The sequence below is a fragment of the Paenibacillus hexagrammi genome (assembly GCF_021513275.1).
Lineage (GTDB): Bacteria > Bacillota > Bacilli > Paenibacillales > NBRC-103111 > Paenibacillus_E > Paenibacillus_E hexagrammi.
The window spans coordinates 156796-172919 of sequence record NZ_CP090978.1 but is presented as its reverse complement, the minus strand read 5'-3'; the positions used below and the strand labels follow the sequence as shown (position 1 = coordinate 172919).

Annotated in this window: 17 protein-coding genes and 2 pseudogenes; 2 read left to right on the top strand and 17 right to left on the bottom strand. The window is 49.4% G+C overall.

Translation table 11 applies throughout. From position 1 onward, the window contains the following. Positions 1–3 precede the first annotated feature (3 nt). From L0M14_RS00810 to L0M14_RS00770, 8 genes and pseudogenes are all read right to left on the bottom strand, one after another. Positions 4–342 (bottom strand): hypothetical protein, encoded by a 339-nt coding sequence (locus tag L0M14_RS00810; RefSeq protein WP_235120231.1) that lies wholly within the window; start codon positions 340–342, stop codon positions 4–6. Further along, positions 332–1867, bottom strand: coding sequence for an MFS transporter (locus tag L0M14_RS00805; RefSeq protein ID WP_235120230.1), 1536 nt, complete (start codon positions 1865–1867; stop codon positions 332–334). Before L0M14_RS00805 ends, L0M14_RS00810 begins: the two co-directional genes overlap by 11 nt. Then, positions 1864–2052 carry a hypothetical protein gene (locus L0M14_RS00800; RefSeq protein WP_235120229.1) on the bottom strand — a complete coding sequence of 63 codons (189 nt, stop codon included), beginning with the start codon at positions 2050–2052 and terminating at the stop codon, positions 1864–1866. Before L0M14_RS00800 ends, L0M14_RS00805 begins: the two co-directional genes overlap by 4 nt. Beyond that, complete coding sequence (locus L0M14_RS00795; protein WP_235120228.1) at positions 2042–2638, bottom strand: Rieske 2Fe-2S domain-containing protein; 597 nt, start codon at positions 2636–2638, stop codon at positions 2042–2044. Before L0M14_RS00795 ends, L0M14_RS00800 begins: the two co-directional genes overlap by 11 nt. A 24-nt stretch (positions 2639–2662) precedes the next feature. Continuing rightward, positions 2663–3227 (bottom strand): annotated as a pseudogene (locus L0M14_RS00790) (4Fe-4S dicluster domain-containing protein). Beyond that, positions 3224–5399, bottom strand: a pseudogene (locus tag L0M14_RS30830) (molybdopterin oxidoreductase family protein). Before L0M14_RS30830 ends, L0M14_RS00790 begins: the two co-directional pseudogenes overlap by 4 nt. Continuing rightward, positions 5386–6426: a hypothetical protein gene (locus L0M14_RS00775; RefSeq protein WP_235120227.1), complete on the bottom strand. Its 1041-nt coding sequence runs from the start codon at positions 6424–6426 to the stop codon at positions 5386–5388. The pseudogene L0M14_RS30830 and the gene L0M14_RS00775 overlap by 14 nt, the downstream one beginning before the upstream one ends. Positions 6427–6655: 229 nt before the next feature. After that, complete coding sequence (locus L0M14_RS00770) at positions 6656–7180, bottom strand: hemerythrin domain-containing protein (protein WP_235120226.1); 525 nt, start codon at positions 7178–7180, stop codon at positions 6656–6658. 403 nt (positions 7181–7583) lie between these two features. On the opposite strand from L0M14_RS00770, the gene L0M14_RS00765 reads away from it, so the two are divergent. Next, on the top strand, positions 7584–8375 hold the full coding sequence (locus L0M14_RS00765) for an acyltransferase family protein (RefSeq protein WP_235120225.1): 792 nt from the start codon (positions 7584–7586) through the stop codon (positions 8373–8375). Between the two features lie 32 nt (positions 8376–8407). On the opposite strand, the gene L0M14_RS00760 is transcribed toward L0M14_RS00765, so the two are convergent. From L0M14_RS00760 to L0M14_RS00720, 9 genes are all read right to left on the bottom strand, one after another. Next, positions 8408–8944, bottom strand: a complete 537-nt coding sequence (locus tag L0M14_RS00760; protein ID WP_235120224.1) for a spermidine/spermine N(1)-acetyltransferase — start codon at positions 8942–8944, stop codon at positions 8408–8410. A gap of 1 nt (position 8945) precedes the next feature. Beyond that, positions 8946–9425, bottom strand: a complete 480-nt coding sequence (locus tag L0M14_RS00755) for a MarR family winged helix-turn-helix transcriptional regulator (protein WP_235120223.1) — start codon at positions 9423–9425, stop codon at positions 8946–8948. 261 nt (positions 9426–9686) lie between these two features. Next, positions 9687–10073 carry a hypothetical protein gene (locus L0M14_RS00750; RefSeq protein WP_235120222.1) on the bottom strand — a complete coding sequence of 129 codons (387 nt, stop codon included), beginning with the start codon at positions 10071–10073 and terminating at the stop codon, positions 9687–9689. A 95-nt stretch (positions 10074–10168) separates the two neighbouring features. Continuing rightward, positions 10169–10516 carry a type II toxin-antitoxin system PemK/MazF family toxin gene (locus L0M14_RS00745; protein ID WP_235120221.1) on the bottom strand — a complete coding sequence of 116 codons (348 nt, stop codon included), beginning with the start codon at positions 10514–10516 and terminating at the stop codon, positions 10169–10171. Then, entirely contained in the window at positions 10509–10706 is a 198-nt protein-coding gene (locus L0M14_RS00740; RefSeq protein ID WP_235120220.1) for a DUF2281 domain-containing protein, read from the bottom strand. The genes L0M14_RS00745 and L0M14_RS00740 overlap by 8 nt, the downstream gene beginning before the upstream one ends. Positions 10707–10997: 291 nt before the next feature. After that, positions 10998–11876, bottom strand: coding sequence for an SDR family oxidoreductase (locus tag L0M14_RS00735; RefSeq protein ID WP_235120219.1), 879 nt, complete (start codon positions 11874–11876; stop codon positions 10998–11000). 35 nt (positions 11877–11911) lie between these two features. Further along, positions 11912–12892, bottom strand: a complete 981-nt coding sequence (locus L0M14_RS00730) for an aldo/keto reductase (RefSeq protein ID WP_235120218.1) — start codon at positions 12890–12892, stop codon at positions 11912–11914. 89 nt (positions 12893–12981) lie between these two features. Next, positions 12982–13437 carry a MarR family winged helix-turn-helix transcriptional regulator gene (locus L0M14_RS00725; RefSeq protein ID WP_235120217.1) on the bottom strand — a complete coding sequence of 152 codons (456 nt, stop codon included), beginning with the start codon at positions 13435–13437 and terminating at the stop codon, positions 12982–12984. A gap of 399 nt (positions 13438–13836) precedes the next feature. After that, complete coding sequence (locus L0M14_RS00720; protein ID WP_235120216.1) at positions 13837–14415, bottom strand: TetR/AcrR family transcriptional regulator; 579 nt, start codon at positions 14413–14415, stop codon at positions 13837–13839. Between the two features lie 207 nt (positions 14416–14622). Here L0M14_RS00720 and L0M14_RS00715 point away from each other — a divergent pair, with 207 nt between their 5' ends. Beyond that, positions 14623–16050, top strand: a complete 1428-nt coding sequence (locus L0M14_RS00715; protein WP_235120215.1) for an MFS transporter — start codon at positions 14623–14625, stop codon at positions 16048–16050. The last annotated feature ends 74 nt before the right edge of the window (positions 16051–16124 follow it).

Below are 16124 nucleotides of genomic sequence, written 5' to 3'. Positions count from 1 at the left end.
CCTTCACCTCTTCTGTAAGCGGCAGCAGCCCGCATCAATTTTTGGAGTCACCTGCACTTGGTAGCCTTGAAGATGGTCCCAGCAGTCCTGCACCGGCACTGTATCACGGCTGCTCTCTCTGAAATCCTCGATATACCGCAAAACCTCTTCCTCCGATTCCCAAGCCGCCAAGCCTTTGACCTCAGCTACGGCAATGTCTAGCCCAGCTTCTTTTCGGCAATCGATATACCAGGTTCCGCGTCCGGCGAATAGCTTCCGAAGTTCCCCCTCGATTACATCTTGGAAAGGTTCAGGCGCATGCTCACGAATGAAGCAGAGATCCAAGGAGAATTCACACGGCATCGGTCCATCTTCCTTCCTGCTGTAAGCCTCTTTGCTTGGTAATATCGCTGAACATGCCCGCGTAGTACACCACGTCTCCAGCGTCATTTCTTACTGCGCTTATGGTCAGCCATTCCAGATAAATCTCGCCGCTTTTTTTGCGATTCCAAATCTCACCCTGCCAGAAGCCTTGCCCGCGCAGCGTATCCCACATCGTATCGTAAAAGACGCGGTCCTGCTTTCCGGACTTCAGCACGCTTGGCGTTAAACCAACCACTTCATTCGCTTCATAGCCGGTCAGCTCGGTAAAGGCCGCATTGACCGAGCGGATATTACCGCTTAAGTCCGTAACCATGATACCTTCTACAGTGTTCTCAATAATTTTGGACGATAAACCCAGCTTCTCCTGATAATACATCCAGATGATGAGGATTAAGCTCGCCAGCGCCACTTCGGATAACGCCATGAAACCGATGGCATAGTGACCTGTCAGCTTGAACAGGAACGTGAGCATTAGCGGCGGGAAGAAGCCTCCGAGGCCTCCCATGGCGGAAATAATACCGTTGGCAATACCTGCTTGTTTCGTAAAGTACATAGGGACCAGCTTGAAAACCGTGCCGTTACCCGTTCCCGCGCATACAGCGATGGTCAAACAGCCCACGGTATACCAGGTCATGGAAGGGGCGAAGGATAGCAGCACTCCGGCTGCTGTAAAACCGGCAAACAAGAACATCAATATTTTAAAAGGATTGAATTTATCTCCCAGGTATCCACCGATTGGACGCATCGCTGTGGCGAGAGCAATGAATCCTGCTGTGCGCATGCCCGCATCTACCTTGGATAGGTGAAAGCTGCTGACCATGAAATTCGGTAAGTACACCGTAAAGGCTACGAAAGAGCCAAAGGTCAGGAAGTAGAATAAGCATAAGAACCAAAGCTTCGAGTTTCCGGCTACTCCTTTGATCTGTTCAACAAGAGAAGCTTTAACCGACGGTTCTTTGCGGTCTCCGGCAAAAAAATTCAATGCCGCCATGACAACCACCAGCACGCTGTATACCAGAACTGTTTTGGACCAACCAATTTGGTTCGCAACAATCGGCGCTCCAAACGTAGAAATCGCAGTTCCCAGGTTACCGACGCCGTAGATTCCGTTCACAAAGCCGTGCCGTTCTTTTGGGTAATATTTCGGCAATGATGTTACGCCTACGGAAAATACCGCTCCGCCGATACCAAGGAAAAGACCACCGATGATTAGATCCATGAAGGAATCCGCCTGGCTGACCCAATATATAGGCGCAAGCAGAATCACGAAGCTAATCGCGAACAGCTTGCGTGCACCGTACCGATTGGTCCAGTACCCGATGGGAATCCTCATTACAGAACCGATCAGAACGGGAACCGCTGTAACCCAAGTAAGCTGCGTTGCTGTGAGATGAATCGTTTCTTTAATAAACGGCATTAGGGATGAAAGGATGACCCATACCATGAATCCGGCTATGAGACTGACCGTTTGCAGCGGTAATTGTATTTTTTTGATCGTATTCATTGAACATCACGCTCCCGTTGATAGATCCATAAGGCGATTGGAAACAGCATAGCATTGCAGACAGCATAGAAAATGACGGTGCGATAGTGTTCAAAATAATAGGCATTTACTGCCTTCTGGGTGCAGATAATGTTGAGAAACAGCACGACGCACAGCAGAAGAACACCTAGGTAGCTACGCTTCATAACGCTTCACTCCTATCGCATAAATCGCGCCGCTTTCCTGCTTCAGCAGCACCTCGGGCAGAGGGCGCTTTGGAGGTCCGGCTGTTGGAATGCCGGTTCTTGCATCGAAGATACCGTGATGGCAGGGGCACACCATCTCATCCTGCTCCTTGCTCCAGAACACGGGGCATTTGAGATGCGTGCAGGCATTTTGGTACGCTTTATATTCATTGTCACCGAGCCTGATCAGCAGCGCCGAATCATGCTCGCCCGGATACGCAAACTCCACTGCGTCCCCAACCTGGAGGGAACGGATATCGGCGATCTTGAGCTTCGGGTATGCTTTCTTCTTAAGACCTGTAAGCTCCCGTGCAGCCAAAGTTCCCCAAGGGAGCGTGGAAACGGCGAACACGCCCGCCGCTCCTACCAGCGTCTTCATAAATCCGCGGCGATCCAGCTTTCTCTCATCGTTCTTGCGAATATTATGCGTATAATTATCTTCCTGAAAGGGACTGTGATTGTTGTCGCGCTTATGGCCTTGTTGATGTTCTTGTAGATGTTCTCGTTGATGTCCTTGTCCTTGTCCCAGTTCCTTTTCCTGTGGCATACAGGTCACCTCGCCTTCGGTAAATTAGAATAACTTTTGCTTGCCTTGCAGAATGCCCGGCAGGCTGATCTTCACATTCGTTTCCCCTTCGAGCGGGTCAAACGGCTGATGACTGGCCGTCCATTTGCCTAACTGATGGGCGGCTTTCTTGGCTGCGAGTTCTTCGTCCGTTAACCATTGCAGCGTATTCGTCGGGCAAACGGAGGCGCACATGGGGAGGAATACCCTCCTTGGTACGGTCGTAGCACAAATCGCATTTATACATCAAATTCTGTTCTTCATCTGAATTTTGGAATACCATAAGGGCAAGCGATCGTGCAGTTCTGGCAGCCGATACACTTCTCAACTAGCGCCGAGAGAACGGCACCCTCTTCTGTAATTTGGATCGCTTGAGCCGGACAGCTCCGAGCGCAAGCCGATCACGCAGTGCAGACACATCAGCGGGGATGGTCTGCCGTGACACGAAAGGATCTACCTCGTACACGTAATTGCGGTTTCTTTCGTCATGGCCTCCGCACTGCGTGCAGGCAGCCAGGCAGCTGCGGCAGCCGATGCAGTTGTCCATTTCAATATAGAGATGCTGTTTCATCGGGTGCTCATCCTCTCCGGTTGCTTTTCAATTTGAGCTGCGCAGGCTTTGAATTCCGGCATGCGGGACATCGGGTCCAGCGCCGGGATCGTGAGCAGATTAATGGATTGCTCGTGTCCGAAATGATACGGTACAAACACCGTATCTTTGCGAATCGCTTCGATGATTTTCACTTTATAGAAAGCCTCGCCGCGGCGAGTGAACAGCCGGACGACTTCATCATGCTGAATGTTGTACTTAGCCGCTGTTTCAGGGTGAACCTCCACATAAGGCTCCGGGCACATGTCCCGCAGAAAAGGAATTCTTCTCGTCTGGTTCCCGGACAGATAGTGATATACAACCCGGCCTGTCGTCAGGCGCAGCGGATACTGCTCGCAGGGCTCCTCGGCCGGCGGTCTGTAAGGCAGCGCGCACAGCTTGGCCTTGCCGTCTGGGTGGTAGAACTTGTGATCGAGGAACATATGCGGCGTTCCCGGGTCTTCCTCACTGCGGCACGGCCAGAAGACGCCGTCTTGCTTCTCGATCTTCTCCCAGGTTGCGCCGTAGTAATCGGCGTAACCGCCTTTGGAACGAGCGAGGCGGAACTCGTCAGCTACGTCCCTGGCGCTCTTCAGATACCGGAAGTACTGTCCCCGTCCAAGGCGCTCCGCCAGCTCAACCTCGATGAGCCAGTCAGGCTTCGATTCGCCGATCGGCTCCTGCGCCTTGTTGATTTTAATAATCCGTCCTTCGAGATTCGTTACCGTCCCTTCGTCCTCGGACCAGGTGACCGATGGCAGCACAACATCAGCGAATTCAGCCGATTCCGATAAGTAAATGTCGGCGCACACCATGAAGTCGAGCTTCTTGAGCGCTGCGCGCACATAATTCTGATTCGGCGCAGATACCGCCGGGTTCGAGCAGAGCAGGTACAAGCCGCGAATCGTCTGCTGCTCCATCAGCTCGAACATCTCATATGCCGATACGCCGGGCTGAGGCATCTCTTCAGGGGTGATGCCCCATACCTTGCACACTTCCTCCACATGCTTGGGATTCGTCAGCTTGCGGTAACCAGGAAGCAGGTCGGACTTCTGTCCGTGTTCTCTTCCGCCCTGGCCATTGCCTTGTCCGGTGAAAGTCGCCACGCCCGCCTTCGGACGGCCAATCTTGCCGGTAACGAGGCACATATTCGTGTAAGCCGATACATTATCCGCTCCTTTATGCTGCTGCTCGATGCCCCGGGCAAACATGACGATGGCATTGGGCGCTTTGCCGTAAATTTCGGCAGCGCGGATCAGCTTTTCAGCGGCGACGCCAGTGATTTCGCTCGTATATTCAGGTGTGAATTCCTTCACAACCTCTTTTAACTCTTCAAAGCCGTTGGTGTGGTCGGCTACAAATTTCTCGTCGGCATACCCGTTTTGAATCAGCAGGTTGACCATGCAGTTGGCCAGCGCCAAGTCCGTACCCGGTCGCAAATCCAGATGGACGTCCGCACGGCGGGCAATCGGCGTCTCACGGGGATCTGCTACGATCAGGTAGCCGCCCCGGTTCTGCACTTCCCATACCCGAAACATCGAGGTTGGGTGGCATTCAGCCGTGTTGCTGCCGGCAATAAACAAGCAATCCGTCTCGTGCAAATCCGTCCATGGCAGCGTCGAGCCTCTGTCTACGCCAAGACTGCGGAGGAAGCCTGCAGCGGCACTGGACATACAGAACCTGCCGTTGTAGTCGATGTAGCGCGTTTGCAGAGCAACCCGGGGCAAATTTGCCGGTCAGGTAGCATTTCTCATTCGTCATCGAAACGCCGCTGAATACGGACAGCGAATCCTTGCCGTGCTTGTGCTGCAGCTCTTGAAATCTTTTCACGATCAGGTCGTATGCCTCTTCCCAGCTGGCTTCCCGGAAACCCTCCTTCGTTCCTTTGAGCGAAGCGTCATCACGGATCAACGGGCGCAGCAAGCGGTCATCGTGATTGGTCTGTTGATAGGCGGTTACGCCTTTCGGACACATTTTGCCTAGGGTAACGGGCCAGTCATATCTCGGCTCAACGCCGATAATGGTATTCGTTGATTTATCTACACGAAGGTTCATCCCGCATTGCATCCCGCAGTAGGAGCAGTGTGTGGGAACCAGCTCTTCATTCGGATGGTTTTTATTAGCGATGACTTTAAAAAATTTATCCTTTGGCATTCTGGTTGGCCTCCTTGACGCGAATCTGGTGAGTCGGAATTCCGGTAAAGCGAGACATTCTGTATTTGCGGCGGCATGGCAGACACAGTTCAGCCAAATGGAAGCCTTCTTCGGTCTTGAATTCGATATCGTTAACCTTCAGCACGTTGATTACGTCATTGGACTGCTCCACCGAGACGAAGCCGTTGCCGCATACCTTGCAGCTTTTGGTCGCTTGCTCTGCGTAATGCTGACGGTAATTTCTTGCTAACACGCTCATGGGACGGAACGGGATATGCGCCAATTTACCGAAAGGAATATAGATGAGCGTCACGATCACTGACCATTGATGAATCAGCGTCACAACCGGATGGCCGTAGCCATGCAGGAAGATGTTGCAGAAGGTGAGCGCTAGCCCCGTAACACTGACAAACAGCAGCATATATAAAGGAAGAAAATCATAAATCAGCGTCTGCTCAGCTCTCGCCTGCATGTTCTTGATTCTGCGGTACAGCGCCATACATACACCGCCGATGACCATGAAAGCCGTAATGTTCAAAGCGTTGTAGAACAGAAATCCGAGCATGCCGTCCGCCTTGATTTTCATGATGTTGATGCCAAAGCCCACAACCGTGTAGGTTCCGTTCTCGCTCATCGTGAAGTACATCCAACCGAATACGAGAGGGAAGGTGACGAATGCCGATAGCACACAGCCCCATCCCAGCAGCACGTGCTGCGTCCAGCGATACCAGCCGCGGTTCCAGATGAACCGGTACGTGAGCAGATGCTCTGTGGCTGTCTGAGGAGTGCTTTTGCGAAACAACAGCTTGATGCCTTTTTTCAAAATAATCTTGGTCGGGGGACGCTCTCCCCACGCGATAAAGCGGTAAAAGAACCCGCATACGAACACAACCGTGCCTACCATGTATCCATACAAAGCCAAATCAACATGCGTAAACATTCTTGATCCGATGCCCATCAATATGACTAACCCGCATACGGTGAGGAACACGCTTTTGGCGAATTTTGATGCGAATGCTCGATCCATACTTATCATTGCTCCTTCGCTGATTGATCATCTGTATGTATTAAACCATGGGGAGGCGGTACCGCACTGTGAGGGAAAATCACTGTGGGCGCGGATAAATTTGGAAGTAGTGTGGCTGAGGTATAAAACGTAGATGATTCGAGCCATAACAAAATGGCTCTCTCCAGATCCACTCAGATCTAGAGAAAGCCATTATCATAAAACCGCGGCGCAGCGCGCATCTGTTCAATTATTCGTCCTGACACTCGTTCAAAATTTCCTCCGCAACCGGCAGCACCGTCTCTTCTTCCGCTAGCAGATGATCCTCCACAACGGAGCATGCCACACAGAGCAGCGAGACAGCCTTCTTCAACTTAGGCAGGCTTGCCGTCTCACACTGTTCCGCATAGGCCAGAAACGAGCGTACGAATCGCTCCGTCTGCTTGTGCTCCTCCTCCAAGACCCAAGCTGATGTCAAAAAGCTAGGCTCCAATCCCTGGGAAGCATACCCGGCCAGCACGGGCAGCACTTCCGCCTCTTCCCACTCCTCATGCTCTTCCAGCTTACACAACAGCGTCTCCATCTCCTGCTTGATCTCTCTCAAGAGCTTTCTTGCTTCTTCGGTGCCCAGCTTGGCTGCCATATGACCGGTTAGTTCCTGAACGTGCTCCAGCTCTCTTTTTAACGCAACATGCTCCTGCTTCAACCGTTCCAACACTTGCTGAAAGCGAGCGCTATGCGCTTCTTCATACGAATATTCCATATCCATGATCATGGTAGAATGCCTCCTCCAGTCTGCTAATGGCACCATTGTAAGTCTTCCTTGCCGTTTGCACTGTGAGATCCATCACAGGCCGCGATGTTGATTTCGTGATTTACATCACTGCATGAGGTACGCGGGGGATTTACACTAGTAGGGGTCCAACTAACTGAGATGGAGGTCTTTACCGTGAATCCTATAGAGAAGAGCTCTTCCGATTCGGATGCGTACATGCTGAACGCTAAATTTCTACTGATTCTGCTTGTTGTCATTGCCAACTTCATCGAGCCATTGATTCATCAACATACAGCCCTGCATACCTTATATCTGGGCATTTACACGTTTCATATTCCGATGTTCGCCATGGTGACTGGCTATTTCTCCAAAAGCTTTCACCTCGACATCCCCGGGATCAAGCTTGCAGCATATCTTCTACCACTATCTCGTGTTTCAGAGCTTGTACTCCCTGCTCGATGTGCTTATCTTTCATGCACCGGGCGTCCGGTACTCGTTCTTCATGCCTTACTCACTGCTCTGGTTCCTGTTCAGCCACTTCTGCTGGAAACTGCTTCTACTGATCTTTGCGAAAATAAAGCATCCTTTCATCGTGTCCGTCCTAATGGGAATCGCCGTCGGTTACGCTCCTTTTATCGGAGCATGGCTGAGCTTTTCGAGAACCTTTGTCTTCTTCCCATTCTTTCTAGCAGGCTACTATTTTCGGTCAGAAATGCTTCCAACTGCATTAGCGGCCAAAATAAAATGGGCAGGCGCAGTAGGCACCGCTGCGTTGCTACTATTCGCATACGTGCATCCGATCGACCCCAAATGGCTTTACAGTAGCTTTACATTCCGCGAGTTGGGATTCACCGCCTGGTATGCCGGTATCTACCGATTGGGCGTTTACGTACTTGAGGTCTTTGCTTCCTTGTGCTTCCTCAGTCTGGTTCCCCTGAGAAGAGCCACTATGACCGAATGGGGCAACCACACTGTGTATGTATTCCTGCTTCATGCCATCATTACAAAGACCGCCATCGCAACGGGAATCTTTGCTCATATTCAAAGCCCGCTCCAAATCGCGGCTGTCTTCCTGATGGCCGGTCTGCTGACCTGGGTGCTGCTGCAGGAGCGTATCCGCCGACTAAGCCGTCCGCTGATCGAGCCGGATTTAGCCTTCTGGGAGCGCTGGACGGTGAGCAGGCATCGGATGTAGGGGCTGTACAACCGAAAACCTCCTGGTCTGTTTTATGACCGGAGGTTTTGTACGGTCAGTGCTTTCGTCATGATCCAATCTATTTGCTCCTCATCACCCATATAAAAAGAGTGAGACCCCGTTGTAACAAATCCTTTCTTTGCATAAAAGTCAACAGCATTTCGATTCCTTTCCCACACTCCTAGCCAGATCATCTTTTTGTGCTGCCTTAGAGCTACTTCCTCTGCTTTATTGATTAAATAATTACCGAGCCCTTTTCTTTGGAATTTGGATTGTATATAAATCCTTTCAATCTCAAGCGCTTCTTCCCCCATAGCTTCTGATTGGGCATCATCCGTATTGACCTTCAAATAACCGGCAAGCTCATCATCCGCATAGATGAAAAAGAACTCCGAAGCGCTATGGGACAATTCTGTTTGCAGCTGCTTAAAGTTAAATGCCTTGTCCAAGTAAGCTTGCATATTTTCCGCCGAGTTCTGCGCTTGGAAGGTATCGTTGAAGGTTTTCACGCTTATTTCTTGGAGTGCCTGCAGATCGTCTAAGCTGCATGATCGTATTTGTATGTTCATCTCAGTCCTGTAGCTCCTTTATGTCACATTCATATATTCGCTTGTTTCCCTTTTTTACGTAGTCCCAATCTTTTTCAACGTTTTTTCTGACTCTTTGCAGCAGTTGGAAGACGGTTTCCACTTCACTTTCGGTGAATCCGGATAGGGCAACCCGATTGGAGTGATCATGTTCTCCTTTGATAAAAGGGTACACGGATTTCCCATGCTCTGTGGGAAAAAGTCTCTTAATTTTCTTGTTATCCGGGTCATCCTTCTTTTCAATAAACCCGTTCATTTCAAGCTTCTTGATAGCACGCGCAGCTGTAGTTCGGTCTACCTTTATCAGTTCAGCCAGCTTTTCTTGAATCATTCCCGGAAGCTCACAAATGCGGACTAGATACAGATACTGTCCTTTTGTAAGATCATATTCTTTGAACTCTATATTGCTGATCGAATCTAGTGCTCTGGCAATCATTCCGATCTCACGTAGGATTTCTTTCATAGATGCAGCTCCATTTATTGAATATTGAATTGGTAACAAGATCTTATTAGATTTTTGTTGTATTTGCAACAAAAATTATCTGAAGATAACCATACACACTCCTTAGTGCGGCTATATGCTAATACGTGAAAAAAGATCGCTAACCACCTGGCCAGTCTGGCCGGGTAGGGCGATCTCATACATGCTAGATACGACTTATTTGATAATTTCTACGATAACGCTCATTCATCACTTTTCCTTAATGTCTCTTCAACATACGTACTAACACACGGCATTTGCTGGCCTATAATTTGAAACAAGTTCAATAAATTTATCCAAGTTGGAAAATATTATTTCTTCATTTGGTGTGTAATCTAATGTATCCCACCCCAGCTTGGATTTTGCACCTTCTATAACCTTTATTAGGAAATATTTTTCATTCTCATAATTCGCATACTCCCAAGGGATATCCTCGATATCAAAACCACCGCACCCAAGACCTCTTACTTCAATATCGTGTTCCAAGAGCCATAATATTAATTCTTTTTCTTTTGTTGTAGTAGCTAAAATAGAACCACTCAATCCCAAAACCGTAAGAAATACAGTAAAACCTCCATTACTCATTTTTAAATCAATATTCTTCGACCGATTGCAAACGTAATTACCCACCTATAATAACCCCCTTAATCTCTACCTTATCTCTGTGGTAAAGCATTAACGCATTATAGTCTTAAAACAACAAAAAGCCCCCATAGTAGACTATTTTAGAGGGCTTTCTCTGCAGACCAGCTATCAATTTGTTTTTTTACATTCAACAACACTACAGGTTGCAACTTCCCGAATTTCTTGATCACAATAGACTGTGACAGCGTATATATTTTATCCGCACGAACTGCTGAGATGACTTTAAGCTCGCCTTCAGTCATGTCTTCATTGGTTATGATAACCTGATACTCACGATCTGCAACATTAGATGTAATAGCCGCAACGATAACGTCTTGGTATCGCTGATTATAGTCACTGTTTGATAAAACCAAAACAGGTCTTCTTTTTTGCGAGGTCAGATCACTGAAAGGGATGGGAATCAGCACGATATCGCCTTGACTAAGCATCGTTCCAAACCTCGTCGTCGATATCGTTATGCCAAAAATCCAAGCTGCTCTCGGCTGCTTGACTAAGCTCTCTCAGCATGATGTTTTCCCTCTTCATTTTCAAGTATCCGATAAAGTCCGCAACTTCTTCCATGTCCTGCGGAGGAATATCTGAGATGAGTTTATACAGTGTTTCCTTAGTTACGCTCATATCCTTCACGCTCCCAGCGTAATTACTTTGGGTTCAATCTAACGCAAATATAGCCTTATTATATCATATGCAGCAGCACATATGAATCAACACGAGCATTTGTAATGAGCTCATTCATATTAATCACAACCCCCACTCGTCGCTTTACCACTATCGATGATACGGTTCTCCATAACGGGGGATCGGCGAAAAATGATCGAGAATTGTAAATAGACAAAGACTGCCGACATTTTGTCGACAGTCTGGAGCACCAATTGAACGCAGGAGACCCACTTCGCATTTTTCATGCAATCAACCTTGCTTATGAGTAATCGACTCTTTCAAGACCTCTCCGAAACTTTTCGGGGACCTGCCGATCAAATGAGCCAGAGCAGGATCGACTTGAGCGAAATCACCCTGACGGCTAGCTAGAAACATCCCCATCCGCATATTTATACTCGCTTCCGGCACACCCTGAGACAGCATGCGCTCCCTAAACTCTTCGTCTGACACAATAGTTCGACGGATATTCCGCCCCAAGACTTCGGATGCAATTGTCGCAATTCCCTCCATGTCAATGGCTTCGGGTCCCGTTAGATTGGGGGTCATACCATACCATTTCTGCTCACTTATGATCGCCGCTGCAGCTTCGGCTAAGTCGGAGTGGGCAGTCCAGGCAACTGGACCGTCCACTGGAGCGATCAATTCCCCTGTTCTTATTGCTCCATCGATCATCATTAGTGCCATTGAGGCGTAATAGCCATTACGGAGCGACGTGAAGGCAACTCCTGAATCCTCCAGTAGTTTTTCGGTGGCCGCATGGTGAATCATGGGGGCGAAGTGTGATGTTGGGGAAGAACCCATGTGACTAGTGTATAGCACCCGACTAGCCCCTGCCTTCTTTGCCGTGTCAATCGCGGTTAGATGCTGCTGAATACCATGCGGGATTTCAGCTTCGCCCATAATGCCGGACGAAACGATGAGAACCTGCGACGCCCCCTCAAAGGCATGGTGCAGAGTCCCGGCATCGTCAAAGTCGCCCCGACGGACACGAACTCCACATTCCCGAAGCTCTTGTGCCTGATTCGGTTCACGGACGCTGACACCGATCTGCTCAGCAGGAACACGCTTAAGTAACTGCTCTACCACGGCCCGCCCCAATTTCCCGTTAGCTCCGGTAACGATAATCATAACTTACAACATCCCTTCTTTATGTGTGATCGTGTTTATACGCGAACAGTCTTACCGTTTCTAAATTGCATATTTGGAAAAGAAGCGCCGGCGATCTCCTGCTCTGGGATCGCATCTTCAATTTCCATGACATCATCTTCAGTCAGATGAATATCAAGTGACTGCAAAGCTTCTTGAAGATGAGCCGTCGATACGGTACCGATAAGCGGTATGATGTCATCTCCTTTGGATAACATCCAGGCAAGCGCCAATTGGGATAACGTCATTTGTTTTTTTACGGCGATCTCACCCAATTTATGAGCCAAAACAACGTTTTTTTCAATATTCTCTTCATAAAACAACGGAACGTAGCCGCCTTTGCTCCTTTGGATTCGCTCGTTTGTCCAATGACCGGCAAGAAGACCATGAGCCAACGCCCCAAAAGCAATAACGCCGATACCCAGTTCCCTCGAAGTCGGCATAATATATTTCTCGATGCTTCGGTTAAAAAGTGAGTATTCGACTTCCACCCAGCTGATCGGATGCGTGGCATGTGCCCTTCTCAACGTCTCTGCGTCAACCTGGCTGACTCCGATCTGCCTGACATAGCCGGCCTTAACCAGTTCGGAAATGGCGCCGATCGTTTCTTCAACAGGGATACCCAGATCGATTCTTGCGGGCTGATAAAGATCAATATAGTCAAGATTGAGGCGTTTGAGCGAATAGGCGAGGTAGTTCTTAACATGATGAGGGGAGACGTCCAGTCCGTACAAGGAGCCGTCCGGCGTATTCAATGCCCCGAACTTCAGCGATATAAAATAGTCATCCCTTTTGTACCCCTTTAGTGCTTCGGCGATAACCATCTCGCTTCGGCCTGCGCCGTAAAAATCCCCTGTGTTGAGATGATTGATTCCACTATCAAAAGCGGCATGAATGGCGGCAATACCAGCACATTTGACAGCTTCATTGACATTTGACAAATGAGCGCAGCCGAGTCCGATTCTGGAAAGCTTCAGTACGTTATGCCGATTATTCAACACGACCAGCTCCTAAACTTATTAATATTAAATCATGTAGCCATCTACCTAATTGTTTAAAAAAAGATTAACAGCCGCCGGTAACTTCATCACTTCGAAAGCTGTTTCTCGACATTCTCAAAAGCACGGATCAGCAGAGAAGCAAACATGGCTTTTTCGGCATCAGACATCCCTTGTGTGATCAATTCTTCGGATTTCGAGAAGGCATCACTCCTCTCAGTAAGAAATTGTTTGGCTTTATTAGTGATTTCAATCCGGAGGTTGCGTCCGTCGGCAGGATTGCTTCTGCGCGTGATAAAACCGGATTTCTCCAGACCGTTTAATAGATTGGTCACAGAGGGACCGCTAAGTGCCATCGTTTTCTCAAGAAACTTCCGGTTGATTTCGATGTGCTCCTCTATGGATTGATGAATATGAGACAGGAGAATCGCTTGTGAACTGTTCAAACCATGATCTTTCAGAAGCTGATCGATGATTTCCCGGACCCGTTGTGCGATAAGTTTAATGTATAGGCTATAGGGGTACATTTCGAAAACACTTGGCATATATTTTTCCCTCACATTATGTAGATGTCTACACTATAAATTGGTTGTTTTATTTTGTCAATTCCAAAAAAAACAATATTCTTTGTTGGACGATTAATCTCAACATAGTCTAGAATTTATATGCGTCACTTGTAATACGGTTCCCCGCGATGTATGTAACGGCAAGTTTTAAGGCCATCCTTTTACGAGATGGCCCTTTCGTTGATTCGCTTTTTCAACTATCGTATCCACACGAAAACTTTATGGTACCGAAGGATCTCCACCGTCACCATATTAGCCGGAATGCCTGCCGAATTGCGCGGACGGCTCGGATACATCGACGTCAACATGCAGGTACTCGCTTTTCAACAGGGGAATGATCTTTAAGCGTAAGATTGCTCGCGAGATGAATATCGCCCGTTATCCGCGATGGTTGTCGAGCTGCTTCTCTAAGAGCAGCTCCGCAGCATTCCGGAAATAGTCCGGATCAAAATCGGACTTATCCAAGTATCTCTTCATGACGAATCCGTCATACAACATCCTCAGCTGCGCAGTCAGCTCCTCAGGCTGTCGTGCCCCGCCTTCCCCTGCAAGCTCTTTAACCCTAGACCAGAAGCTCCGCTGAATGCCCAACAATTTGACGTGGGCGGGGTGATCAGGATCCGGGAATTCGACCGCCGCATTCAAAAACGGACACCCCCGGTAATTCGGCGTCTTCATCTGTTCGGTCACATCGCGAATGAGGGCGTCGAGCTGTTCCTTAGGGGAGCTCGGATACATCTGCCTCATCTTCTCCAGTTTTTCTACTTTCAGTTCATCCCTAGATTCGAGATAAGCAACCATCAGGTCATCTTTCGTCGCGAAACTTCGATAGAAGCTTGCCTTGGCTACGCCGGATTCCTTAATAATTCGATCAATACCAACCGCCCGTATTCCCTCCATGTAAAACAATTCAGAGGCGACCCTCAGTATACGATCTCTAGCCGATTCTTTGTTCATCCCAGACCCCCATCTCTATATGAATTTGGAAAAAGGTGTATTGACATGAGACAGATCTGTCTGTATCATTTTATCGTGATGAGACAGATCTGTCTCATCCATTATATGAAATCCTCTCGCCTCCAGTCAATCGAGCGAGTAGTGAGAAAGGGGAACTTTCTATGCCCAATACACTTTCGGACGCTTCCGCCCAGTTGGCCCGGTCTCGTGATCCCGTCTCCGAAGGGAGACGGACGCAGATCGCGTCTAATGCTGCCGGCTCTGCTTTTGCCTGTATTTATGGCAGTATCGAATGCGTTCATCGTGAACGTAGCCACGCCTTCGATCCAGAAAGGGCTCGGGGCCAGCTTCGCCGATGTACAATTCATTCTCACCGGGTACACGCTAACGTTCGCCGTTCTGCTGATTATCGGCGCCCGGCTGGGTGATCGGTTTGGACGCCGCAGAATGCTGTTCATCGGAGTGGCCTTATTCACAATCGCTTCTCTGTTATGCGGCTTATCTAGCCACGTTACGATGCTCATTGCGTCGCGTGTTTTGCAAGGCGTCGGCGCCGCTCTGTTTATGCCGCAGGTTTTATCTCTTATTCAAGCCAATTATACTCCGGAACGTCGAGGTACGATCTTCGGCATATATGGTGCTACCCAGGGAATCGCAGCGACGGCCGGGCAGATCATCGGCGGGCTGCTTCTCCGCATGCATTTGTGGGATCTGGATTGGAGAACGGTGTTCCTGATCAGCGTCCTGCTCGGGGCTCTGATATTGGCCCTGATTCCGTTTATTCCGGAGTCCAGCTCGCCGGACCGCGCCAGACTGGATTGGATTGGAGCCGCACTCGCTGCGGCCGGCCTGCTGATGCTCGTCTATCCGCTCGTGCAGGGACAGCGTGAAGGATGGCCCTCCGGCCTCGTCGTCAGTTTGCTCTTGTCGGCCCCTGTGCTGGTTTTGTTCGCCTGGTACGAACGGCGGCTGTTGCGCCGCGGTCGGCTCCCATTTATGAATGTCGATCTCTTTAGACATAAGGTGTTCACGTTCGGCATTCTCGTCGTACTGCTATTGATGTCATCGCAGGGCGCCTTCTTCCTTGTCACCGCCTACATGCTTCAGCTTGGACTTCATTTCTCGGCTCTGCAAGCAGGTCTTGTAATTGGGTCGATGGGAATGGGCTATTTCCTCGCATCGCTGTTCTCTTCCCGAGTCGCCGCGAAGCTTGGAGCCCATGTGCTGACCGTCGGTTCCATCTTGACGACAGCAGGTTACCTGCTGCTTAGCTGGGCGGTCCGAACGACCGGAGTCTCTTCCGATATCGGCGTATGGATCCCGGCTTTAGCTGCACTCGGTATCGGTCAAGGCTTCGTCGCCGCGCCACTGACTAATATCGTTTTGGCGAAAATCCGCACAACGGACATCGGCTCCGCATCCGGTGTCATGACAACCAGCATACAGATCGCCTCTACGATCGGAATCGCCCTGATCGGCATCGTTTGGCTTAGCGCTCTTGGAGCACATACCGGGTCGGTCTCCGCCTATCCCGACGCGTTTAACATTTGCCTGTATGTGCTGGCCGCCGCCACTGTGCTCATCCTGCCGCTGGCATTGATGCTGGCTGGGCGAAACGGTGTTCGTCGATCGTGAAAGAAAAGAAGCCCACCGTGCAACGAGGCCACTGAAGATTTTGCTTTCTCTTGCCATCGATCGCTAATGGAGAT

Coding starts and splice junctions, on each gene's coding strand:
- L0M14_RS00810 (WP_235120231.1), bottom strand. CDS start 342: ATGCCGTGTGAATTCTCCTTGGATCTCTGCTTCATTCGTGAGCATGCG.
- L0M14_RS00805 (WP_235120230.1), bottom strand. CDS start 1,867: ATGAATACGATCAAAAAAATACAATTACCGCTGCAAACGGTCAGTCTC.
- L0M14_RS00800 (WP_235120229.1), bottom strand. CDS start 2,052: ATGAAGCGTAGCTACCTAGGTGTTCTTCTGCTGTGCGTCGTGCTGTTT.
- L0M14_RS00795 (WP_235120228.1), bottom strand. CDS start 2,638: ATGCCACAGGAAAAGGAACTGGGACAAGGACAAGGACATCAACGAGAA.
- L0M14_RS00775 (WP_235120227.1), bottom strand. CDS start 6,426: ATGGATCGAGCATTCGCATCAAAATTCGCCAAAAGCGTGTTCCTCACC.
- L0M14_RS00770 (WP_235120226.1), bottom strand. CDS start 7,180: ATGATCATGGATATGGAATATTCGTATGAAGAAGCGCATAGCGCTCGC.
- L0M14_RS00760 (WP_235120224.1), bottom strand. CDS start 8,944: ATGAACATACAAATACGATCATGCAGCTTAGACGATCTGCAGGCACTC.
- L0M14_RS00755 (WP_235120223.1), bottom strand. CDS start 9,425: ATGAAAGAAATCCTACGTGAGATCGGAATGATTGCCAGAGCACTAGAT.
- L0M14_RS00745 (WP_235120221.1), bottom strand. CDS start 10,516: ATGCTTAGTCAAGGCGATATCGTGCTGATTCCCATCCCTTTCAGTGAT.
- L0M14_RS00740 (WP_235120220.1), bottom strand. CDS start 10,706: ATGAGCGTAACTAAGGAAACACTGTATAAACTCATCTCAGATATTCCT.
- L0M14_RS00735 (WP_235120219.1), bottom strand. CDS start 11,876: ATGATTATCGTTACCGGAGCTAACGGGAAATTGGGGCGGGCCGTGGTA.
- L0M14_RS00725 (WP_235120217.1), bottom strand. CDS start 13,437: ATGCCAAGTGTTTTCGAAATGTACCCCTATAGCCTATACATTAAACTT.
- L0M14_RS00720 (WP_235120216.1), bottom strand. CDS start 14,415: ATGAACAAAGAATCGGCTAGAGATCGTATACTGAGGGTCGCCTCTGAA.